22 protein-coding genes are annotated in these 21,854 nt (G+C 37.0%); 3 read left to right on the top strand and 19 right to left on the bottom strand.

Annotation, left to right across the window (positions count from 1 at the left end; genetic code table 11):
• Window positions 1–159: 159 nt before the first annotated feature.
• Complete coding sequence (locus QNI22_RS15410) at window positions 160–783, top strand: Crp/Fnr family transcriptional regulator (RefSeq protein ID WP_314511889.1); 624 nt, start codon at window positions 160–162, stop codon at window positions 781–783.
• A 156-nt stretch (window positions 784–939) separates the two neighbouring features.
• On the opposite strand, the gene QNI22_RS15405 is transcribed toward QNI22_RS15410, so the two are convergent.
• Both QNI22_RS15405 and QNI22_RS15400 read right to left on the bottom strand, forming a co-directional pair.
• A complete protein-coding gene (locus QNI22_RS15405) occupies window positions 940–1,464 on the bottom strand; it encodes a nuclear transport factor 2 family protein (RefSeq protein ID WP_314511888.1) in 525 nt (174 codons plus the stop codon).
• Window positions 1,465–1,984: 520 nt separating this feature from the next.
• Window positions 1,985–2,413, bottom strand: coding sequence for an SDR family NAD(P)-dependent oxidoreductase (locus QNI22_RS15400; RefSeq protein WP_314511887.1), 429 nt, complete (start codon window positions 2,411–2,413; stop codon window positions 1,985–1,987).
• Here QNI22_RS15400 and QNI22_RS15395 point away from each other — a divergent pair.
• Window positions 2,359–2,694 (top strand): hypothetical protein, encoded by a 336-nt coding sequence (locus QNI22_RS15395; protein WP_314512001.1) that lies wholly within the window; start codon window positions 2,359–2,361, stop codon window positions 2,692–2,694. The two genes, QNI22_RS15400 and QNI22_RS15395, sit on opposite strands and share 55 nt — an antisense overlap.
• A 71-nt stretch (window positions 2,695–2,765) precedes the next feature.
• Here the strand turns inward: QNI22_RS15395 and QNI22_RS15390 are convergent, their stop codons facing one another.
• The 9 genes from QNI22_RS15390 to QNI22_RS15350 form a co-directional block, all read right to left on the bottom strand.
• Window positions 2,766–3,281, bottom strand: coding sequence for a hypothetical protein (locus QNI22_RS15390; protein ID WP_314511885.1), 516 nt, complete (start codon window positions 3,279–3,281; stop codon window positions 2,766–2,768).
• Window positions 3,282–3,306: 25 nt separating this feature from the next.
• Window positions 3,307–4,011: a hypothetical protein gene (locus QNI22_RS15385; protein WP_314511884.1), complete on the bottom strand. Its 705-nt coding sequence runs from the start codon at window positions 4,009–4,011 to the stop codon at window positions 3,307–3,309.
• A gap of 171 nt (window positions 4,012–4,182) precedes the next feature.
• Window positions 4,183–5,418, bottom strand: coding sequence for an RNA polymerase sigma factor (locus QNI22_RS15380; protein ID WP_314511881.1), 1,236 nt, complete (start codon window positions 5,416–5,418; stop codon window positions 4,183–4,185).
• Window positions 5,419–5,756: 338 nt separating this feature from the next.
• The gene (locus QNI22_RS15375) at window positions 5,757–6,101 is read right to left on the bottom strand and encodes a YciI family protein (protein ID WP_314511879.1); all 345 of its coding nucleotides are present in this window, start codon (window positions 6,099–6,101) and stop codon (window positions 5,757–5,759) included.
• 142 nt (window positions 6,102–6,243) lie between these two features.
• The gene (locus QNI22_RS15370; protein WP_314511877.1) at window positions 6,244–6,582 is read right to left on the bottom strand and encodes a helix-turn-helix domain-containing protein; all 339 of its coding nucleotides are present in this window, start codon (window positions 6,580–6,582) and stop codon (window positions 6,244–6,246) included.
• A 228-nt stretch (window positions 6,583–6,810) separates the two neighbouring features.
• Complete coding sequence (locus QNI22_RS15365) at window positions 6,811–7,038, bottom strand: hypothetical protein (protein ID WP_314511875.1); 228 nt, start codon at window positions 7,036–7,038, stop codon at window positions 6,811–6,813.
• 224 nt (window positions 7,039–7,262) lie between these two features.
• Window positions 7,263–8,321, bottom strand: a complete 1,059-nt coding sequence (locus QNI22_RS15360; RefSeq protein WP_314511872.1) for a hypothetical protein — start codon at window positions 8,319–8,321, stop codon at window positions 7,263–7,265.
• Window positions 8,322–8,420: 99 nt separating this feature from the next.
• Window positions 8,421–9,656: a hypothetical protein gene (locus tag QNI22_RS15355; protein WP_314511870.1), complete on the bottom strand. Its 1,236-nt coding sequence runs from the start codon at window positions 9,654–9,656 to the stop codon at window positions 8,421–8,423.
• A 132-nt stretch (window positions 9,657–9,788) separates the two neighbouring features.
• Window positions 9,789–10,091, bottom strand: coding sequence for a hypothetical protein (locus tag QNI22_RS15350; RefSeq protein WP_314005992.1), 303 nt, complete (start codon window positions 10,089–10,091; stop codon window positions 9,789–9,791).
• An 822-nt stretch (window positions 10,092–10,913) separates the two neighbouring features.
• On the opposite strand from QNI22_RS15350, the gene QNI22_RS15345 reads away from it, so the two are divergent.
• Entirely contained in the window at window positions 10,914–12,503 is a 1,590-nt protein-coding gene (locus QNI22_RS15345; RefSeq protein WP_314511867.1) for an HD domain-containing protein, read from the top strand.
• 91 nt (window positions 12,504–12,594) lie between these two features.
• On the opposite strand, the gene QNI22_RS15340 is transcribed toward QNI22_RS15345, so the two are convergent.
• The 8 genes from QNI22_RS15340 to QNI22_RS15305 form a co-directional block, all read right to left on the bottom strand.
• A complete protein-coding gene (locus tag QNI22_RS15340) occupies window positions 12,595–13,221 on the bottom strand; it encodes a TIR domain-containing protein (RefSeq protein ID WP_314511865.1) in 627 nt (208 codons plus the stop codon).
• A gap of 1 nt (window position 13,222) precedes the next feature.
• Window positions 13,223–14,665, bottom strand: a complete 1,443-nt coding sequence (locus tag QNI22_RS15335; RefSeq protein ID WP_314511864.1) for an SIR2 family protein — start codon at window positions 14,663–14,665, stop codon at window positions 13,223–13,225.
• Window positions 14,666–14,675: 10 nt separating this feature from the next.
• Window positions 14,676–15,242 (bottom strand): toll/interleukin-1 receptor domain-containing protein, encoded by a 567-nt coding sequence (locus QNI22_RS15330; protein WP_314511862.1) that lies wholly within the window; start codon window positions 15,240–15,242, stop codon window positions 14,676–14,678.
• 871 nt (window positions 15,243–16,113) lie between these two features.
• Window positions 16,114–16,755: a uracil-DNA glycosylase family protein gene (locus QNI22_RS15325; protein WP_314511861.1), complete on the bottom strand. Its 642-nt coding sequence runs from the start codon at window positions 16,753–16,755 to the stop codon at window positions 16,114–16,116.
• Window positions 16,709–18,082: a B12-binding domain-containing radical SAM protein gene (locus tag QNI22_RS15320; RefSeq protein ID WP_314511860.1), complete on the bottom strand. Its 1,374-nt coding sequence runs from the start codon at window positions 18,080–18,082 to the stop codon at window positions 16,709–16,711. The genes QNI22_RS15325 and QNI22_RS15320 overlap by 47 nt, the downstream gene beginning before the upstream one ends.
• A 98-nt stretch (window positions 18,083–18,180) precedes the next feature.
• Entirely contained in the window at window positions 18,181–18,705 is a 525-nt protein-coding gene (locus QNI22_RS15315) for a PIN domain-containing protein (RefSeq protein ID WP_314511858.1), read from the bottom strand.
• Window positions 18,683–19,759: a helix-turn-helix domain-containing protein gene (locus QNI22_RS15310; RefSeq protein WP_314511856.1), complete on the bottom strand. Its 1,077-nt coding sequence runs from the start codon at window positions 19,757–19,759 to the stop codon at window positions 18,683–18,685. Before QNI22_RS15310 ends, QNI22_RS15315 begins: the two co-directional genes overlap by 23 nt.
• A gap of 902 nt (window positions 19,760–20,661) precedes the next feature.
• Entirely contained in the window at window positions 20,662–21,771 is a 1,110-nt protein-coding gene (locus QNI22_RS15305; RefSeq protein WP_314511853.1) for a Shedu anti-phage system protein SduA domain-containing protein, read from the bottom strand.
• Between the last annotated feature and the right edge of the window lie 83 nt (window positions 21,772–21,854).

The following is a 21,854-nucleotide window of genomic DNA, read 5'->3' as shown; positions in this document are numbered from 1 at the left end:
ATCGCGGCATCGGCTACGGGATAATGGCATTCCGGCAACAAAAAAAGCAAGCTGTTCCGGTAGTCTGAATCAGATTGGCAGCATCATTTCAGCAACATACCAGAAACCTGATTTGATAGTGAAGCGACTTTTGAATAGATTTGTTAAAAAGCCATTCGAATGTTTGCGACGCTTATAGATTATCTTCATGAAAAAGGAAAGTTGACGCCGGAAGAAATGGAATTGGTTGCCAATGCCTCGGTCCAAAAAAAGGTCCGGAAAAACCAATATCTGCTGGAAGAAGGCGAGGTAAGTGATTTTGTCGGATTCGTCGTTAAAGGCAGTTTCCGTTTATTCCGTATCGGAGATGACAAACAGGAACATGTAATGAGGTTCGCCATCGAGAACTGGTGGATATCCGATTTTACGAGTTTTATGTCCGGGCAGCCCTCAAATTGTTATATCGAAGCCCTGGAGCACAGTGAACTGATTCGTTTCTCTAAAGAAAAATGGGATAATCTGCTTGCTGCTGCACCCAACTTCAAGCAGATTATAGAAGCGCTGACTGCAAAAAATTTTGAAGCCCATCAGAACAGGATCTTCAGTACCATCAGCGAGCCGGCCGAAGTACGTTATGAAAAATTCGTGCGGGAGTACCCCACCCTGTACAACCGAATTCCTTTGTATATGATCGCGTCTTTTCTGGGCCTTACCCGTGAAACCCTGAGCCGGGTAAGGAAGCAGTCCAGCAAAAGAAGCCCGGAAGTTTCAAAGGTATCACCAAGGAAAGGAGGCTTATCCTAACGGAAGCAATTCAAATTCCTTTCACACGCGAAAAGGCATATTGAAAGTTATCAAAGCGAACAGGCGGCACTGTAAAGTGCCGCCTGTTCGCTTAAAAGATCCTGTTCAGGATACTAGTAAAGGATATGAGACCGATAATACTTTAGAAGGCCCTTGTTATTTTGCTTTTTCAGAGACTTCGAAAGAGTCCTCTAGCAGGTGGTAACGGGTAATCAGGCCATTCTTAACAACGATATCGATACTAAACTCTGACTTGATCACTTTGTTGTTTTTCTTCATCCGGGATTCAAGGTAACCTAGAATTACGACCCTATCACCTTTGGCTAAAATATCTGTGAAGATCAGTTTTTCAGGAGCGATATTTTCTTTAAGCAGGCGGAAGCTTTCCCTGATCGCAGCACGACCGGTCCTATGGCCGATCCAGGGAACGTTTTTACTATCACCGGGTATGAAATAATCAGCATTGAGATCAAACCTTGTAGCAAGTTCATCTGGTGTTGCACCTTTTTTGAAACGGTCAAAAAATTCGTTCACAACCTTTAATGCAGTGGAATCCCGTTCTGCTTTCTGTATAAAACCAGCCTTTGCGGGTGTATCGGCTGTTACAGCGGCTTTTACGTTTGTAGTATAGGTAGCCATAGCTAAAATGGCTACTGCTGAGATCAAATTTATTTTTTTCATATTATGATTTTTTGATTTTGTCAAAGGTAGACAGACTGTTTTCAGGCAGAGAGGACATTTGCTAAAATGTCAACGTGATAATTATCAATAATTTAAGGCATCATCTGCTATCTTTTCGGACAGATCACTCAGCGCATACGGATAAAAAACTATTCATTGACATCAGGCATAAAAATAGGGCGGCGCATCATGACAGCTTTATTCATTATGGTTTTTATTGTGCCTAAACGTAGCTCGAAGTGACCCGGACGCTGCAAAAAATCTAAGTAGTGGCTCTGTTGGGCATACCGATGAAGACTCAAGTAATCACTTCTGTTCCTATGCTCCACTATCCAGCCGCTTTGCTATCTTGCGCTTTGCCACCTTGAGATAGGAATTAGTGTTTGATCGCCAATACCAGACCCGAAAGGAAGCGAAAGCCCCTATTTTCGAATACATTCAAGTGTGATACGTTCCATCTTCTTTTAGAGTAGCTAATGGCAAGCAGATAAGCATATGTTGAGCGGAAGAGAACCATCCGTTACAAGATAGGACCTAAGCCAAAACCACCATCAGCTACAAATTCAGAGGCGGTAGAGAAAGCAGCGTCTTCCGAAGCGACAAACAGAACATAGTTGGAAATTTCCCGGGTAGAAGCCTGACGCGGAATGGCAAACTTGTCAACGGGCACCAGATTATTGCCCGTTACCAGATCATGCGCCAATGGGGTGTCAATGATGCCGGGGTGAACGGCATTCACCCGGATTTTATTGTGCGCCAGCTCATAAGCGGTTGTTCTGGTCAGTCCCCGCAGGCCCCATTTACTGGCTCCATACGCCAGCAGATTTGGTATAGCATGCAGGCCTGCAATGGAAGACACATTGACAATGGAGCCGCCGCCAGCCTTCCGCATAGATGGGGCAACGCTGCGTATGCCCAGAAAGGCACCGGTCAGGTTCGTTTCAAGCACTTTCAACCAGTCGATTTCCGGAACGGTTTCCGTGGTTCCTACCGCCAGGTTGGATGGCGTTATTGTGGGTGAGTTGTTTAGTGAGCGTTCTTATACGTGCAGGTTGGTTACGAATGGAAGTTCTTGCTTATATAAGCCTGCCAGAGCTGAAACCAGTTAACGAATATGGCTATGGTATACATTATTTCCGTTTTGAAGAATGGGGAGCAGCAGGAATGTTGCTCACTGCACTATTGATTAGTGTATTTTACCGAAAAAATAAGACAACAAACTGTAAGTGAAATAGCCCCATTACTCTCTATCCGAATACCCTCCCCACCTTTACAAACTTTTATTATACTAAACACTATTTTCACAATGGGCAATCTTGTTGGGTATCTTTTGGCAAATACTGGAATTGATATTTCTCTGGCAAATGGACATTAATGATTTGCTTAATCTCATCTACCTGTTGTAGATAATAGTGATGTAGATGAATACGTTTCTGTCTTGAATCTGTTTGGTAGTTTATGTCATATTCATCTCCACTGGTTGCCAGCACACAATTAGTAGTATAATATTCGTCAAGCGAATCTGAAACTATTTTATCAATCACCGCCATCTGCGCCTGATTTAGTTGAATGGGTTTGGAATACACCACTTTGCTTGTAGTATCACCAGGAAAGGTCTTTTTTACCTGTAGGATAGAGTCAGTGACTACATAGGTAGTAATCCCATCTACCAGTTGGCTGGCATGGTTAAAGCTGACAATAGATAGCCTAAACCTTGTGGGTGAGTTGTGTAGAGTAGTAGGTAATTGGGATGATGTATTTTGTTCTGAACAGGCAAACACACAAAATGCAAACACTATAACAGAAAAGAATCTCATAAAATTATTAAAAAGATTGCTGCACTTATTGTAACAAGGTTGTTTCCCAATACTTGTTTCCATCCAGGAAGTTTCTCATTTGAAACTTATTTTTTGCCAGCTTGCGCACAAGTGTTTCAAATTTTACTTTGGAAGGATTTTGTGTAAACAGATCAAATTCAGATGCCGCAATTTTCTCCCACTGATTATCTTTCAGTCGAAAAAGGTGGACAGATTTATACCGGCTAGCACAACTTGAATAAAAAAAACCAACCTCACATATTCCATCTTCATCAATATCTGGACCCTTAAAAAAATTACCAGGATGACAACATACTGATTCGGTCTCCAAGCGGGGTAACTTAGTATCTGTAAAATAATAGGACTGTCCATTCTCACATACATCTAATGGCGGCAAAATAAAAATTGTATCATTCTTCTTGTCATTATTTACATCTCCCAAATTCTTATATCCTTCAAAACTCTCCCGCAGCATGTGTTTGGCATAGGTTATAGGAACACAGCGATTATGATGGTACTGTTTTATCCAGAAACGAATCAGATTTGCATGCTCTGGAAATAAAGAATCTCCATAAAAAGAGTGATTAGTAGAAAGTACAGAATCTATCCCAGGACTTATTTTTACAGAATACGGTTGCGAAAATTGTTTGGGTGGTGTTTCTATCCTGGAAGGTTCTGAACACCGAAGGGTAACACAACATGATACAACCAGAAAAAATATATATGACAAATATTTAGATCCCATAAACTGATTTATCTCTCTTGTAAATATGGCAGATATTTGGGTACATGGCATAATTGATGTAAGTCTTTTGGAGGCATTGAAAATAGTATTGAGTTAATAATATTCAGAGCAATATACCCGTATCCGAAAAGGAACGAATGGATATTACAATAGATACTATATGGATACGGTTCGCTTTCTGATCTGTTCCTGTATCATTTTTTTCTCAGTGTCTGTTTTGCAAAGAGTAAGTGCCTTTTTTAAATAGGATACAGATAGGCTGGAATCGATTTGAGTGTAAAGTTCAGCCAAAAGAACAAAGTAAAAGTGATTTGTCTGCAAATGTAAGCTTTCGGCTTCCTGTATGGCCGCTGCGTTTCCGTGTACCTTTGACAAAGCCCAGATCCGGTTTAAAGCTCCAATTGGTGAAGGATGAATGGATAACAAAGCATCATACAATTTTAATATACTCGGCCATTTTGCTGCATTCGTATTATCAACCGTATGCCAATAGGCAATGCTGGCTTCCAGATAATACGGTGAGGTGATTTCCCATTTAGATGCCTGCTGTAAATAATAAAATCCTTTTTCTATAAATTCTTTATCCCAGAGCTTTCTATCCTGATCATCGTATAAAATCAGATTACCGTCTTCTGACGTACGCGCTTCTAAACGGGAAGACTGGAAGCACAACAAGGACAGTAACGCATTGGTAGCATGGGTGTTTGTTAACTCGTTTCCCAACAGCAGATAGGTTAAATTTAAGGCTTCAATGCAAAGTTCTTTTCTGACAATTGAGTTATTCCTTTCTGAATAGTACCCTTCACTGAATACCAGATAGATGGTTTGTAAAACAGTTTCCAACCGTTCTTTTATTACTTTACTATCCAGTATTTCGATTGTAATCTGCTCCGAACAAAGTTTTTCCCGGGCCCGTTGCAGTCTTTTGTGAACGGTTTCTTTGTTGGATAATAAAGCGTCTGCAATTTCAGCTAATCCTAAGCCACACAGTATTCTTAAAGCCAGACAAATTTGTGCTTCTGTTGAAATAGAAGGATGGCAAACCGTAAAAAGCATCTGGAGTTGGCTGTCGGCAATAGCATTGGCAGAAAAGTCAATGTCAATTTCATCCGGTATTTTTTCATCCCTTACTTTTTGAGATACCTTCGTTTTAAAGATGCGGTTGCGGACAAAATGATTTTTTATTCTATTCTTTGCTACTGTATAAAGCCAGGCAGTCGGATTGGCGGGTTGGCCTTTGTAAGGCCAGGTATTAAGAGCTATTAAAAAAGTTTCACTGGCTATATCTTCGGCGATTTCAATATGTTCAATACCGAAAGATCTAGTGAGCACAGACACAAGTTTGCTGTACTCTGTTCTAAACAGGTGAGGAATTAGGGTATCGCTTTGCACCAGATGTTATCTATTAAACAAGCTCCTACTTATTTTTACCAGGTTATCTTTTGCCTATGTAGCACTAACCGGATTTTTGCAGTCATCAGCGCATGTCCCATTGTTGCCGATTTATAATATTCCTTTGTAAGATAGCTAAAAATATCCATACCCAGCCTTCGGGATCAGCTTGCGCTCAGCAAAAAATACAGGTTTCAGATACAGAATCCGGTAATGCTAAATAACTACATCATTGTCAGCCGATCAAACCGGGAGACGGCGATCTATCTTTATGTTTACAACAGGCTCCTACCTTCCACAAAGAAGTTGTAAACAGGAGCCTGTTGTCTTTGTGGAATTTAGCTGGCTATCATTATTTGTCGCACTTCCACTGTATTTCCTTCGCCTTGCAGAACAGGTGCACCTTTCGCAAATTCAGCAGCCTCGTCAGCAGAGTTGGCTTTTACAACAATGTAACCGCCAAGGGTTTCCTTGACATCCCCAAAGGGACCGTTGGTGACGACCTTTTTGTGACTGACCACTTTGGCATCCTCAAACAAGAGTCCGGTTCCACTGACAAATTTGTTTTGTGCAGCAATACTGTCTATCCAATCCATTTGTTGTTTCATCCATTGTTGCATTTGCTCAGGAGAAACTTTTCCGTTGGCATTCTCGTGCCTGAAAAGAAGAATATACTCTTTCATTTTTTTAATTGTTAATACATGTTTAAAATTCCCCCTACTAACAATTGAAGATGATCAAAAGGGACATACTTCTCAAAAAAAATCGGATTGTTATTTTCTTGACCAGTAAGAGTATCTACAGGTAAACCAGCTATTGTCAGAGCTATTGCTTACTACTTTTTCCAGTATAGTCGTGCTCACATATACTCGTTGTCGTCACCACCGGCTCTCCAATTCCTGTAAAGAGCCAATGCACATTGGCCTGATAGGTGGCATGAAGGCACCAGAGAAAGAAGCAGCTTGGTAGCTGGTGACCTTTTTCCAGAGAAGACAGATTGCCCTGGGCTACTCCCATGCGCTGAGCAAATTCGCGTTGAGATAGGTTGAGTATATCCATTCGAAAGAGGCGGATGCGTTCGCCGATGTCTTTTAGGTTCATAGTATGGCTGGTTTGGTTTGGTGTGTATTTAGTTGCTTGTCTGCTGAACGGAAGTATGGTCATGCAAGTTGATGACTGGAACTATGGTCAGCCAATGATTTGACTGGAAGTATGGTCATTCTGTAAAGTGAACAGAGATCGAATATTTTTGCAAAGCGACTGGGATACCAGTCAAAACAAAAAGCGACCGGAAGTATGGTCAAACAGAAAAGCGAACAGAGTTCCAGTCATTTTACAAAGTGATTCGATTTCTGTTCACTTCCCTTACTGAACATTTCTCTGGTCACTCAGTCATCGATTTCCATTTTGACCATAGTTCCGATCAATCACGGCTGTTGACCATACTTCGGATATTTCTTCTGTGTGACCGGAGTTCCGGTCACATATGATAAAGCATCTTGGTCGTTCCCATACAACGCATAGGCATTTGTCCGAACCAATGTAGGGGCGACTGGCGGTCGCCCTGATTCCCCGCCGAATGATTATGATATTCCGACCATCATTTCGGATATATCCCATACCGTGTCTGTGGGAACGTGGGCGATCTGCCAATCGCCCCTACATTTCACAATGGTGATTCACCAATCCAACCATTTGCGGCACGAAACATGGGCGCACCTGCGTGTGCGCCCCTACATTGGTTTGGCATATTCCCAATCGTTCGGAGGGGAAATGTTTGGGCGTGATTGCCCCTACAGGGTATCGGAATAATTGTTGTTAGAATTGACATTTTGCCAGTCTTTTTAGGATGCTTTGGTTTTGGATTTTTCCTGCACCTTCTTCCATTCTGCTTTGAGCCATTCGACCAGTTCGGGTTGGCGGTAGGTTTCATAGTAATCCACATAATAGAGGAATTCCTGTTCGGTCATATGGTCCATATACAGCGTCAGCTCAGCCATGATTCGCTGGCGGTTTTCGGTCTCTGTCAATGGCTTAGGTCGAGGCAGTTTGGAAGTAGGTTTGTTTGCTTCTGCCAGAACTGCATCCAGGTCTACGCCTATTTCTGGTCTGTCGGGTGTGGCTGAGTGGGTGTCCTTTTCTGTTGATAACTTTTGAGCAATCTTCTGAGCAGGCAGGGTTTGGAATGGCTCTCTAAACTCTTCAGGCGCTTTGTCCAGGTTGCTCACAATGTCATACAGAATCGAACTTTGCGAATACTTCAGGTCTTTGTGTTTCTGGTCACGCAAGGCTTCTTTTTCCTGACGGTACTTTCGCAAAAACTCGCCCAGCTTGATAAAATCAAACGACTCATAGAGCTGCCCATACTTACCGCTTTTGGTATTACGAAGGCATATCAACACATCGGTCAGCGACAGATCCCGGAACTCCAGTTGTACCAGACTTGCCATTTCTACTGTCTGTGTCAGTGCCGGCGTATGTTTGATAGTAACCGATTCGGTAAACTGCTTGATGAGCACAAACAACAATCGGTTCACCGTTTCATCGCTCTGTGATCGGGCAAACACATCCAGAGACGGAGCTCGCAGGGCATTTTCACAGGTAGCGTACTGATGCATCTGTGCAATGATGGCCGATAGATCTGCATCCAGTCGCTGGGTATTGTACAGAATGGCCTCATCTTTCTGTGCTATCCCATTCACCGCTTCGAGCAAGGTAGAGGCATAGATCTGGTATTTTTTGTCGGTCGTAATATGCACAGGCAGATTGTTTTGCCGTTGCCATTCCAGCAGGCGGTCAATGCGCGTATCAGCCTGTTTGAGCAGGCTTTTCTCATACAAAAAACCCGATTGCGATTGAGAACCAGAGGAGGGAACCGTGTTCCCACGTTGAATCGTTGTCATAGCTTACAGTTTAAAAAAGTATATAAAAATTAAATGGGAATTATAGTGTTTGTAGCCTCTGGTGCGGAACAGTCTCATACACCGGAAGTCTTGTAGACTCTATCGGTTATGTCTTCCTCTGGACTGGAGTAGCAACTGCACTGTTTCATATTCCTGATCCTGCAAAGGTGCAAAAGGTCCCCGATCCCCTCCTCCATTGCCTGACTTGATAGCCGAATAGTACTTTTCGAAAAAACGGTTCAGGTCGTTTGGTGTTGTGTGTCCATTGTCCCGATACCAGGTAGGAATCATTTCCAGCAGGCTCTGGAAGGAATGTATCACTGATTCATCGGGAATGTCAGCCAGATTCCTATCGGATTGTTGCCACTGAACAGCGATTTTGTAGCGGATCTGTTCCAATACCTGTTTGAGAAACTTGTCATCGCGCCCATAGACCCACTTGTACGCCCCGAAATACAGCAGATAGGCCTCTCGACAAGGCACAAGACACGGATCGACTGGAGTAGCCTTAGAATCAGTTTTAAGGCTATGCACGTTTTGCATAGCATTTTCAGTCTGTACAGCCTTCTTAGGGGAGGGGGCCGGCGCAACCTGGGGAGGGGTTACTATAGCGGCTTCTACAACAGGTTGGTTGTCTTCTTCGCTCTTCAAAAAATTTTCTTGCTTCTCCCCTGCTTTTTCTTTTTTAAAAATCTCCTGCTCATTTGAAAATTGAAAATCTTGCGCGTATGCGCTTTTTTGTTTTATTACTATTGTATTAGTATTGATATTACTATATATATTATTATTGTCTGCGCTTGGCGCATAATCTAACTGTGAATCGTGCATACCTGATACTACGAAATTCACATGCTCTGACTGTGAATCCTGCAAACCACTATACACGGAACTATGTAAATTCTGCATAGGTTCTTTCCCAGTTTCTGCATAGGTTGACTGCACTTCATGCATAGCCTGTCTGTGCTTTCTCTGCGCCTTTCGCCTCTGCATTTTTCGCATATCGTCTGTGTTTTGTGCAGCTGTATTTTGTGCAGAGAGATGATCAGAAGTGGCACTCTGGGTTTTACAACTGGCAATTGCTTTTTTCCAGCTCTTGCTTGCCCTCAAAAAACGCGATTGTGGATCTACCTCAATCAGTCCTTTCTGGATTAACCGATTCAGTGATTCATACACCCATCGCTGTTTCACACAAATACAGTCGGCCAGTTCAGCTCGGGAAGCATAACACCACCCTGTTTGAGCGGATAGCCCGTCAATAGCAAAGATCAGTGCATATTCGGGCATAGTAATATCAAATTGTCTGAGTAGTGGATAATAGACGATTGCGTAATTCATAAAAAAGTTAACAAGTATAATAGATCAGTAAAGGCAATAGAATTCCACCACCCAGTGTAACCACCAGGCAAATGCAGCCAGGAGCAATTCCTGTGCATTGGGAATGAGAAACAACAAAGGGATTACCCGTTCTTAGGAAACGGATTCGATGTTTAGGAACGACGGATTTTTGACCAGATGTAAAATCTCCTGGTAGTCAAACGTCCACTTGGCGTTTTTGCCAGCTCCAATGCGTTGACCACTCTGAATGATACCGGCTCCGATCAGTCTGCGAATATGAAAGCGCGAAACGCCCAGTTGATTTTCGGCATCAGCCATCGTAATGCGTTTGGCCTGACCTGTGTGACTGGCTTGCAATCGTCTTACTTCCGCCTGCAATGAGGCCAACTCAGTTTGTAATTGTTCGAGTACCTGGGGTATGCGCAATAAGTCCATAGTATATACCTGGATAGGAATAAAAAAATGAATAATGTGAAAAGAATGCAGAGGCAGGGTGTACAACTGGGGAATTGTACTTTTTTGCGGAAGGCAGGTTAGTGTCCCGGTCGACTGGGGATACTGGGAGTATTACTAAAAAATAACGGGGTACTACTACACACAAACAAGGTATTTGCCAGAAGGCTTTTTACAGGTAACAGAAGGGTGTGTAACAAAAAAGGAAAGGATTGTTTTTTTAATAAAGCAGCTTTTGTGGGTAAATGGCCAATAGGAACACCTTTTTCGACGGATAATTTTACGGTTCTCATGAAAGTTGTATGGGTTTGAAGCACTAAAAAAAGTAAATAGACTGGTAAAAATTCAGCCCTGAATTTGATCAGTTTTCAGGTCCGAATCCTTAAAAGCAAAAATAATCCAAACCGATAACAGGTGCAAATAAAATAAGTAGAATATATAGTAAAAATTAAATTTTTATGATTTTTCTTGGATATATGGTAAGTACTCTTTTGACAATTCAGTCTATCCAATCCTGATTTATTGAAGTTTTAACGAAACCAACGTAATTAATATATTTATAAGCGTCCCTATTAAATATTTTAATAAAACTATCAGTTAAGCCAAGCTATCTTCTTAAAAAACCTATAAAATCATATCCTACAACATTAACCTGTTACACAGAACTCTGTATTTATTATATTATTCTTAATAACTACTTATGTAAGTATTTGATAATTAATTAAAAGCATAATAGATAAGGATTTCATTCTTTTGAAACACACGATTCTAAATACTTACTTTTACACTTTTTACTTTATTAATATGCAGTTTGATTATAGAGATAACTATTATGGGAGTATTTTAGACCCATTACATGGTGACATAAAACTTTCAGAAATTGAAAAATGGTGCATTTCGCAACCCATATTTTCCAGATTAAGAAAAATAAAACAAAACACTTTCCTCTATTATGTTTTTCCTTCTGCCAATCATACACGATTTGAACATTCTATTGGAGTAATGCATCTGGCAGGAAAAATTTTTGATTCTTGTAAAGAAAATTATGCAACAGGTAATAAGAAGCAAGAAAAATATTCACTACAAACAAATCCTAATTTTTTCGATTTAAATACATTACAAGGTCAAGAACAAGTTTATTATCAAGAATTAAGATTAGCCGCATTATTACATGATATAGGACATGGACCTATGTCTCATCTATTTGATGAGTTTTCAATTTCTAAAGAGGCATTTTTAAAGATAGTTGATGGAGATAAACAACTACAGAAATATAAAGTAGGTTTTGAAAATCTTATTGATAAAAATAATGGTAAAGTTGAGCATGAAGTAATATCATGTGCATTTATCTTTTATTTAATTGATAAAATGAAAAACGTATATATTCATACACCACAAAAGTTTTCTAATTCGAGCCAATATGTTGTTGATAGCCTTTCTTCAGAAAGAATTGTAAAGATGATTGAACCTAAATTTGAGGGTTTAGAAGATATAAAACATAATGATCTTGTTTATACGGAGTTTTTCTCAAAGATTGTTACAGGCTTTCCTATTGATGCGGATAGAATGGATTATTTGCTTAGAGATAGCTATTTTTCGGGAGTTACATATGGAGTCTATGATATAAATAGGATATTTGCATCATTCTTAGCTTATAAGAATAAAAAGAATGAAGTTGATTTATGTTTTAAGGAAAGTGGACTAGAATCCATGCTGAGATTTATTCAATCAAGATCACATTTATATAATCAAGTCTATTTTCATAAGACTAACCGAGCCGCAAATACTATGCTTACGTATGGAACTAGGCCAACATGTAGCTGTGGTACCAAAAGCAAGCTTTTAGATGAATGCGAAAATTTAGAAAAGCTTCTAGAATTTTATACTATAAATAGTGATGAATATTTTCTCAATAGAACAGTAAAAAAACAGCTAGCTCAATCAATGACACAAAAAAAAGTAATTGAAGAGTTAGTTAATAGGAAGCTTTTCAAGCGTGTATATCAGAAGAAAATTGTTTTAGGGGTTTACAGTGATAAAGAGTTAGAAACTAGAAAAATTAAAGAAATACGGCAAAAAATAGATAATCAACTGAATTCACTTTTTGAGCTTGATAACATTTGTGCGGTATCTGATTACTATGAAAACTTTACTTTCAAAGAGGCCGATTCTAAAAGTATCACTCTTGCAAAAAAGAAAAATAAAAAGTACGAATTTATTGAAGATTGGAAAAAGGCGGGAAAAGAATTTGCAATCCTAGATATAACTGTAGGAGTACTAAGAATATACTTACGTAGGACCTTTAAAGATTCAGATGAATTTCAAACTTTTGAAGAAAGAATACGTGCTGTATTAAGACAAGAAATTGAGGATTTAGAGAAATATGAGGATTAGAAATACGCACTACACTATATCAAGATATAATGTAGTGCGTAAAAGCCTAAATAATTTATCAATACAATTAAGGAGTTTTTTATACGATCTATTATTTTTCATAACCACGTTGTAAATATGCATTTTCTACCCAGCGAGTAAAATTATCGTATCCACTATTATCTACCCAACAATATGTTGGGAATAACTGGGAAAGTTTATAGAATTTGCCCCAAGCAGTTGATAGAATACCAGAAGAAAAATAAACGGTATTAGACCTCTTATTGCTTATTTGAGGTAGTTTTTTAAATATTTGCCATTTGCTATCAACATATTCATAAAAATCAATCGTTTTTCCATCGATAGCAACCTTAACTCCTAGATAATCAAAAGGGTTTGGACCTCTTGGAAGAATATTTCCATTTTTACATTTTATCTTATTAATGTAAATTCCAAACAAACCATTGCCATCTTCAAAACTTTTAAAGATCTCATATTTTACCCAGGGACGCTCAAAAGTATTTGATCCTATTAATACAGTTGTTATAGATGTATGATGAAGCCCATCCTCAATCAATTTTTTTAATGCTGCTACGCCTTTTAGTTGTGACTCCTCCCAAATAGATTTATCATAAAAAACAGATTCTTTGTCTTTGGTCAACCAAGCATTTCTAACAACATTAGCACGAAAATCAACTACATCTTTATAATGGAAACTAAAAAAAACATGTCTAGCCATATTATTTATTTACCAATTTGATTATGTCAACAACCCTCTTAATTAATACTTCTGGTAGACATAAATTGTCATTTAGCTCCATAAACTTTGCCTTGTTTCTAATAAGTGCTGTATCTTTATAATATACATCAAAATTTTGGTCAACTTTCCTCCATATCTCTTTTGACATATAACCAGTAGCACCAACAGGAATAGGAAGCAATCCTTTTGAAATGGCAACATCAAATTCTTTCATTACCCCATCTGCATTAATGGTTTGACCATCTTTACTTTTGTTACCAAACAAAAATAAAGCGATTCCTGCCATAGATATCATTTGGTGCCGATACTCATCCCACATCTCAGTTAGCAACTTTGTTCCTGTCTTAAATTGAGGAAATGGCCTTAATATCAATTGTTCTTCAGAATATTTATCTTGATTCTCAAAAATCCTTTCAAGTGCACCATTTATTATAGCACTTCCTACACCCCATCCAAATCCATTTACTATAGTTAAATTCTCCCTTATTAATTCACTACTTAGTTTGTGGATAAATTCTTGCGCTTGATTTGTATCCATTGAGCCATATTCAACAGCACTACCAGAAATAAAAATAGTTTTCTTTTGAAACTGTCTTTCAATCTCTTTTAATATTGATAAGATGTCCTCATATTCTTCTATAAGTAAAGCTTGTATTTTGTACCTCTTTAAGTCCTGTACCATTAATTCTTGCTTTCTATTAGCATATTCATAATCAGCTTTATTTTTAAATTCAGATCTTTTAATCCTTCTAATAAAGCAGTAGTGCTGACGTGAACTCTCACCGAAGCGAAAGCTTAATCTTGCTAACACATTTGCCAGGTTAGGATCAGTAAAACTGAAACCAATGAAAAGGAAAGTTTTTGATAGCAAGTCTCCATTTAATGCTGTGGCAAATGATTGGTGAGTAAGGGAGTATTTTTCAAAATGGTCTTTTGTAATGATAGCATCAGCAGGATGATGCACATCACCATGCATTTTATAGACAACAGCTTTTCTATTAGGTACAGTGTGTGGAAGCTGCTTAACCTCATGTTTAACATCAGGTTTACGATGCAACTGTTTTAATGCGTCTTCAATGAGTGTATCATAATTAGTAGTCCAATAGGTTTCAATTGGTAACTTAGCTAATGTTTGATGTACTTCTGACGGGGAAGAAATATCGGAAAACTCCTCCATAATCTTTCGTCTTATTTTGTCTATATTTTGGTTTTTATTGACATGATATTGAGCAATTGAAATAAAATCGCTTTCCTTGCTTATATCTAACCCTAGCTCGGTAGCTATATCATCTAATAATTGAGCCCAAGTCACAAAACCCTTTATTCTAGATAAACCAGCTCCAGCAAATATTGCAGCATCTTTTTGTCGAATATGTTTCACATATTCACTTATGAACGTCTTTATTTCAGGTGAAAAATTCATAGGAGTATCATTAATTAGTTAACCAATCTTTCAACATTATCTTTTTTCCATTAGGATAAATAACAGTATATATAGTATCCCAAACCTGTTTGTAATAGTTGTAAGAACTCTCTTTCTCAACTCTAGGATAAATTTGTAAATACTCATTACCTATCCAATTGCCATCATTTTCCGCAATGGGAATGATGGATATGTTTTCAATATATTTATCTGCATCACCATAGCCTAGCTCCCAATTTACCCACTTAGAGGTAATTGCTTTATTAGTAGCTAATACAACAAACTTTCTATTTTCTTTGATTTTATCTTTTATTTTTCTAGCTGTTTCACCGTTAGGAACATCAGGCATGCCCTCATCTAGCCAATCAACATATACATCAACTCCAAGTTTGTTTAATAAAACTAAAGCCTTTTCAATCTGTTCTTTATCATGATGACTATGTGATAGGAAAACAGTAGGGTTTCTATTTCGCCTTGCCTCAAACATCTGATTTTTTTTATTAGAGAAGGCACGAACTTCCTGTTCAGACGCACCCAAGCGAACCTGAAGCAAGTCATTTTTTGTAAGTATTGTCATACTAGTAAAATTTTTACATGAGATAATATCCAACTATCCTCCCGGTATTGGCATTAATAAGAAACAGAAGAAATAGTTTAGAAACCTCTCTTAAAAGAGAGGTTTCTACAATGGATAGAAAACGGATTACAAAAAAGATTACTTTTCTTTTCTCACACCCTTAAACGGTTTGTCATCCGATTTCTGGTCGATAAACTTCCCTGTGTTGGTATCACGTTTTACCCATCGTTCAGTCTGCGGATTGAACGTCTGAGATCTCTCTTTTATAGATCCAACTCGGTGTCCGTCTCCAGACTTGCCATTTTTAGCCATTTAAAAACACCTCCTCTCATTTTTTTTAGTGAAATAGCCTTTGTGCATTGACTTATGGAGCAAGCACCTCTCCATTGGGATAAAATGCTACAAGTTGAGGACAAGGTGTAGCTGCCTAAGAAGGAAAAACAAAAGAAGTATTGGAAATTCAGAACTTCTTTTGCTATTTTGCGGAAACAAAATAGTACCCTTAGCCTTTCCAAAAGGCTATCCTCAATACAGAACACGAAGTCGGTCTTCCGCCAAGTCGCCCGACTTTTGTGTTTTATTACCTTTCAAATTATTCAAGCACAAGCATTTCTTTTAAAAAGAAACTCATTCTTGCATTTAAAGAAACATAATAACAATCTACTTCTTTTGAACTTGTGACTTACCAAAAACAATAACTTTGTTTTGTAAACACTTACTATTAAAACTGCTTTCAACAGTAGCTTTATTGTTTACAAATATACAAATAAAATTATGTTTGTCAACCAAGTAATATATTTTTTATAAAAGGCATATTGCTGAGTTAATAAAGCCAATCAACATACAGAGATTGGATTCATATAGCTTATTTTTATAAACTATATAAATGATCTATTATACTGTAAGAGATGTGATTGATATTGAGAATGTTCATACACATTTTTTGAATACTCTCAATATATAAGTCTTTCTTACTTTGCTTGTATACTTGAATATAAGAAGGATGATGAATAGGGATAAAAGTGATATTATTGATAAGAATAGAAGAATACTTAAATTCGTCTGATAGGGTTATATTAGTAATCCCTTTCTTCTTTAGCACAAACGTTGCAACTTGCTTTCCCAATAAAAAAACAATATCTGGTTGAAAAAAATTTAATTCGATCTCTAAGTTTGGAAAACACTTTTCCATTTCATGCTCAAGAGGATATCTTATTTTGCCTTCTTTTAAAGGAAGGCATTTTACCAGATTAGTTTTGTAAAACGAAATTTTGTCTATTAAGAGATTTTCTATTGCTTCAATTAGAGCGCCTGAACGTGTATCAGATGCTAAAGGTTGTCTAGTAATTTGATCTTCATCAAATTGCACTGCAGAAAGTCCAACCCAAAAAACATTTGGATTTTTTGATTTATCTAATACAGGAAATTGGTTTAAGTAGAGTCCACATAGGTTGCATAACTTACTTCTAACTGGGTTCAGTTCGAGATTCAAGACCGTTGAATATTCTGCCATTATTTAAGTTGATTGTGTTGTAAATATAGGCATGAACCTTTTCACTTTCAACCTCTGAATAATTTCCGCTATGAAAATTAAATTGCAAGCGGCCAACAAGATTTGAAAGTGTATTATTAGGGGCTATATTTTGAACACTGGCATTTATCCCTTTTCTTTCCAAATCATGATATATCTGAGTTCCATGATATGGCCTATACTGAAAGACACTAGTTCTAAAGTTCGTCTGATAACTTTCTGAAATTTTCTTTAATTCTTCTGCTAAGCGAAATGTCATCTCCATATCCTCTAAAGTTTCATCTGGAAAGCCATAAATAAAATATCCTTTAATATTTATTCCTGCTTTGAAGACCTTTGTGAGATTCTCTACTATTAGTTGGACGTTTTTAGTTTTATTAATCGAGCTTAAAACCTTAGGAGATCCTGATTCAATCCCTATAAAGAGTTCATAACAACCGCTTTTCTGTAACAACTGCATTATAGAATCTTCAATGTTATGAAAAGTCATGACATGTGCCATCGCACGCCATTGAAGATTCTGACCTAAGAATACATTTATTGCTTTTTGTACTGTATTACGTGTTTTTAGGAATAAATCATCTAGCACTCTAATTGAGTTAACGGAGGGATATTGTTGCTTAATTAAATTTAATTCAGCTTTTATTGAAGCCTCACTCCTCTCTCGAATAGAAAAATCCTTATTTAAGGATCGAGCCGCAGCACAAAAGGTACAATCATATATACAGCCCCTACTCGTAACTATATTAGCCTCAATAAAACCTAAAGGGTGAGCAACTGGCTCATTAGGAAAAAAATCTCTATTTAGTGGAATATCAGAAATGTCATTTACAAAATACCTCGAATGTTGATCTACTTTAAAAACTCTTCTATTATTTGATTTGAAAAATGGATCTTCAATTAAACGATTAAGAATAATATCAAATGTTATTAATTCTCCATCTCCTGTTACTACATCTATTTTATTATCTGAATTCCAGCCTATTATGTCTTTGTATAAATCTTTAGTTGCTAGTCCACCAATTATTAAATGAGTCTGAAAAGAAATATTTTCAACTATTTCCTTTACTAGATCGTAATTAGTAGTAAATATATTGCTTGCTAAAAAGTCAGGCTTGGAAGTATTTAACTCATGTAGCAGCTCATTTACAGATATTCTCTGATGGACAGCGTCAATTAAACTGACATCAATCCCATTACTTTGCAAAATAGTAGCAATGTACCCTAAACCAATGGGTGGAAGCGAATCCTCATCATATAGGTCGTTCTTCTCTCTGAATAATGGAGAGTTAATAATTACCACTTTCATATTTTTAGTATTTAGTACCTAAAACTTTAAAAAGGGCTCAATAGTGACTATACTTATATTTATTTAGTTTGTTTGGATAGATTCGCTATTAGTCATTCTTATTTTAATACTGAGAGTTTCTGAGTTAGAATCATTATATCTTTTATTGGTGCTCTACTATTTATTTTTGTATATAATTGAAGTTTTTCTAGCGCAATTTCTACAGTTAAGTTATTCTTAATACACAATTCTTCGATTATCCATAAGACACCCCTTACCTGCAAATTTTTTCTTGTAGCCACCTTACGTAAACTTCCATCTGCACTATAAATAATTGCATTTTTTCTAAGAGCGAGCTCTAAGACTGAACAGTCGGCAATACTCAACCCACGATTTTCTATAGAGAGACTTAGAATCGTTTCTAAGTCTCCATCACCATTGATATTCAGCTTCCCACTTTTTACATATTCGTTAATCTCTTTCAGCTGAGTTTCATTAGTGATCTCATTAATAACTTGTGTGGTAGTATATACTACTAAATCCAGTTGAAAAAAACCCTCAATTAATGCTAAATCGACTAGATCAAATAGGATACATGAGTCCTTAATAACTACCTCTGAACTATTGCTTGCCAATGTATCCATTTCTTAATTGGTCAACTGTTACATCCCATAATGTTGCAGCCTTACTCAAACTTATTAGTTCCTCGGCTAAAGCTCTATTTACTAATTGATCAAAATTTCTTGATTTTTCTTCTCCTTTGTACTTGCCAGGTTCATCTTTCGCTCCGTATTCTTTTGATATGTAAACGACCCAACGATTATAATAACTTTCAGTTATCACCTCCATTTCTTTTAACCTATGGACAATTGCTCTAATTGAAATTCCGAAATACTCCTTGATGGCTATTAACTCTTGTATTTTAATATAGTTTCTTTTGGTAGAACCGATCATCTTAATAAGCATCTCTCTCGGTAGCAAAAAACAACTTGAAAACAAATGACAATATTTTTCAACTTCCTTTGGATTATCTTCTATTGATTTATTTAGGATGAGTAAAAGATGAGCAAGCTCATGAATAACTGTAAATCTAATTCGTTCAATCGGTTTGTTTCGAGTATTTACAACTACGATCGGAATCTTTTCTGAAGTGTAAACAGCGAGCCCATCTATATCATCAACATCATCAATCAACAATATTTTTACTCCTCTCAACTCAAGCATCTCCACCAAATTGTGAATAGGAATAAGTCCTAACTGCCAGTTACTTCTTAATTCTGCAGCTGCTAGCTCTATATCATTTCGATTATTTATTACAAAGTTTTCAAGAGGATTTTCAAATTTACTTTCTAATCCTAGTATATTTTCAATCTCCAAAGATCGTTCGACATAATATCTAACCTTCTCAATAATAGATTCTTCTATTTTTTTGGACAGCGTTGTTTTCTTTCTGAATAATACTTCTCCAAGCTCTACTTGGTCTGTCTTTAAAAAGAAATCGGGCTTAACCTTAAGTGCCTTTGAGATAGCTATTAGAGCATCATTTGAGGGTTTCATTAAGCCCATTTCATATTTATGAAGTGCTTGTTTTGTCACTATATTTTCTAGTGCATCGGCAAGTTCTTGTAAAGAAAATCCGGCCATTTTCCTAGCCAACTTTAATCTATTGCCAAATATATTTTGTTCTGACGGTGTCATTGATATAACAAATTAGTTGACAAATATATAAATAAATACATAAATGTCAACTAAACTATATCAAATTCATTAACAAATCTTAGATTACCATATTAAATAATATGATAGATGAATACATACTAGCCTTTCAGTAAAAAATATATTTATACTGTCCTTAAGAACCACTTTACTTTATCCAAACAGATAAAATCTAACCACAGTAAAATAGTTATTAACAATTTAGATAGATGCAATATCTCACAAGAACACAGAATATGTCAAGGGTGTTTTCACCTTATTTATACCGTATTTTTACGTATAATTGTAGAAATATCTATAGAATGAACCTATAGCCTATTATATCTAGCTTTATTTAGGAAGAGATAGAATAATCTATGCCAGAAAAGCCCCACAGCGTCAAATTGAATCCACTTATCTAGCAGCTTATTTCTGGAATAAAGCTACATAGCAGAAACATGTGTATTTTTGTTTTAGCATCTTTCCTCTAATGTTATTATAGGCATATTTAAAAAATAGAAAGAATATCACTAAACCTTATCCAACATACAATTTTACCTTAAGCTTTTAAGCTACTTACAGTTTACAATAATGGATATTTCCATAAATCAGGATTATACACATGAATTAAAAATAATTATCAACTTGGCGAACGAACGATAGTAACTCATATAGAGATATCCAGATTCTATAAATACTCTTTTATCTTTAAAGACACTATGCTTACTGTCAGGCAACAGTACTTTTATCACTACTTTTGAATAACCATTTACTATTGGTTATATAGCCGTTAAATATTGCTTGAATAACTTTACGTCATCGTTCATAAATGACAAATCATTTGCATCAGCTCAATGGTTATTGCCAAGCTCCGCTTTTGGAAATGCCTTTTTAGTTACAGGGAATCATTCCTTAATTGTTTCCTTAAATGTGTGTCTGTCAAATCCGAAATTAACTAGGTTGTCAAGAGTCATTGCTGCCCGGTTCAACAACCAATCAAATCCAACAATCTTTAGGACTCCCTGTGTTGATTCGTTTTCTTGCTTGAGTCGTTGAGCTTGCATTGCGTCCAGCTCTGTTTCACAACCAATTACGACCAAACAGTATGGACGATATATACCAGGAAATTTTTTTGCAGCGTATAAGCCGTTATTTATTGCCCAATCTCTGAAATCTAAAGCTTGCCTTTTAGCATGGGTCGTTTTAGCTGATAATTCGCCAGCTTTTGTCATAATAGGAAAATCAGCTTGTTCAATTTCTACTACAGTGTAACTATTATCCATAGATCTAATAAGGAAATCAGGTATCAAGTCTTCACCAAACTTAGGCTTTGACCAAATCTGAGCATGAAATGGCTCAAGAATGTATGGATTAGCAACCAAGAAATTCTGATAATCTATCTCGGCTTTACCTCTACTAAAGACTAGTTCTGAAAAGTGTTTCAACCCATTAGAACTAAAGTTAAACCATCTAGCAATCAACGCTGCAAAAATATGTTCCTGTGCATTCTCATTAATGGCAAAACCAAGATTATTGGTGATGCCCATTGGAAACCTGTCCTCGGTTTCAACTGATTTTACCACATCAATAAGAGATTCTTTAGCAGCTTTAGTCCAGGCAGACGTCTTATATTTTTCACTTGACAACTCTAATAATTGAATGCTAGGTAATCCTTGCATTATGAATGGAAGGTGTTCTAGAGACTTGCTTGATATATAGCTTAAAAATCTTGTAACATTGTTAGTAGCTCTATATCTTTCAGCATTGATTGCTGCTTCAGCTAATTTTTTTATTCCATTTGGCCCCCAATGGAGGGTTCCTATAACTCCAATGTTCTGAAATTCTGCTTTATAAGTTATGCCTCCATAATCTGACAAAGCAAGTTTTATACAAAGGTCCAAAGCTTTAGTGTCATTATGCTTATACAGTTCTGCGACAACTTGGCTTATCTCTTCTAAGCTACCTTCTCTCTCGGCTAAATCAACAAGTTGTTCTATTGAAAGTTCTTGTCTCATTTTGTGTTTTTTTAACTTGTCGCTAACTTTTTCAGACTTTGCGCTCGGGTGGGTTTCGTGGTACTAAAATATCAACGAGCGCT

Source organism: Xanthocytophaga agilis (assembly GCF_030068605.1).
In the GTDB taxonomy this organism is placed as follows: domain Bacteria; phylum Bacteroidota; class Bacteroidia; order Cytophagales; family 172606-1; genus Xanthocytophaga; species Xanthocytophaga agilis.
Note: the sequence above shows the minus strand (reverse complement) of the source record. Positions and strands in the feature narration are given on the sequence as shown.

Coding starts and splice junctions, on each gene's coding strand:
- QNI22_RS15340 (WP_314511865.1), bottom strand. CDS start 13,221: ATGGCTAGACATGTTTTTTTTAGTTTCCATTATAAAGATGTAGTTGAT.
- QNI22_RS15355 (WP_314511870.1), bottom strand. CDS start 9,656: ATGAATTACGCAATCGTCTATTATCCACTACTCAGACAATTTGATATT.
- QNI22_RS15335 (WP_314511864.1), bottom strand. CDS start 14,665: ATGAATTTTTCACCTGAAATAAAGACGTTCATAAGTGAATATGTGAAA.
- QNI22_RS15305 (WP_314511853.1), bottom strand. CDS start 21,771: ATGAGACAAGAACTTTCAATAGAACAACTTGTTGATTTAGCCGAGAGA.
- QNI22_RS15325 (WP_314511861.1), bottom strand. CDS start 16,755: ATGGCAGAATATTCAACGGTCTTGAATCTCGAACTGAACCCAGTTAGA.
- QNI22_RS15315 (WP_314511858.1), bottom strand. CDS start 18,705: ATGGATACATTGGCAAGCAATAGTTCAGAGGTAGTTATTAAGGACTCA.
- QNI22_RS15395 (WP_314512001.1), top strand. CDS start 2,359: ATGGGGCAACGCTGCGTATGCCCAGAAAGGCACCGGTCAGGTTCGTTT.
- QNI22_RS15330 (WP_314511862.1), bottom strand. CDS start 15,242: ATGACAATACTTACAAAAAATGACTTGCTTCAGGTTCGCTTGGGTGCG.
- QNI22_RS15390 (WP_314511885.1), bottom strand. CDS start 3,281: ATGAGATTCTTTTCTGTTATAGTGTTTGCATTTTGTGTGTTTGCCTGT.
- QNI22_RS15350 (WP_314005992.1), bottom strand. CDS start 10,091: ATGGACTTATTGCGCATACCCCAGGTACTCGAACAATTACAAACTGAG.
- QNI22_RS15410 (WP_314511889.1), top strand. CDS start 160: ATGTTTGCGACGCTTATAGATTATCTTCATGAAAAAGGAAAGTTGACG.
- QNI22_RS15365 (WP_314511875.1), bottom strand. CDS start 7,038: ATGGGATATATCCGAAATGATGGTCGGAATATCATAATCATTCGGCGG.
- QNI22_RS15375 (WP_314511879.1), bottom strand. CDS start 6,101: ATGAAAGAGTATATTCTTCTTTTCAGGCACGAGAATGCCAACGGAAAA.
- QNI22_RS15320 (WP_314511860.1), bottom strand. CDS start 18,082: ATGAAAGTGGTAATTATTAACTCTCCATTATTCAGAGAGAAGAACGAC.
- QNI22_RS15310 (WP_314511856.1), bottom strand. CDS start 19,759: ATGACACCGTCAGAACAAAATATATTTGGCAATAGATTAAAGTTGGCT.
- QNI22_RS15405 (WP_314511888.1), bottom strand. CDS start 1,464: ATGAAAAAAATAAATTTGATCTCAGCAGTAGCCATTTTAGCTATGGCT.
- QNI22_RS15345 (WP_314511867.1), top strand. CDS start 10,914: ATGCAGTTTGATTATAGAGATAACTATTATGGGAGTATTTTAGACCCA.
- QNI22_RS15370 (WP_314511877.1), bottom strand. CDS start 6,582: ATGACCATACTTCCGTTCAGCAGACAAGCAACTAAATACACACCAAAC.
- QNI22_RS15360 (WP_314511872.1), bottom strand. CDS start 8,321: ATGACAACGATTCAACGTGGGAACACGGTTCCCTCCTCTGGTTCTCAA.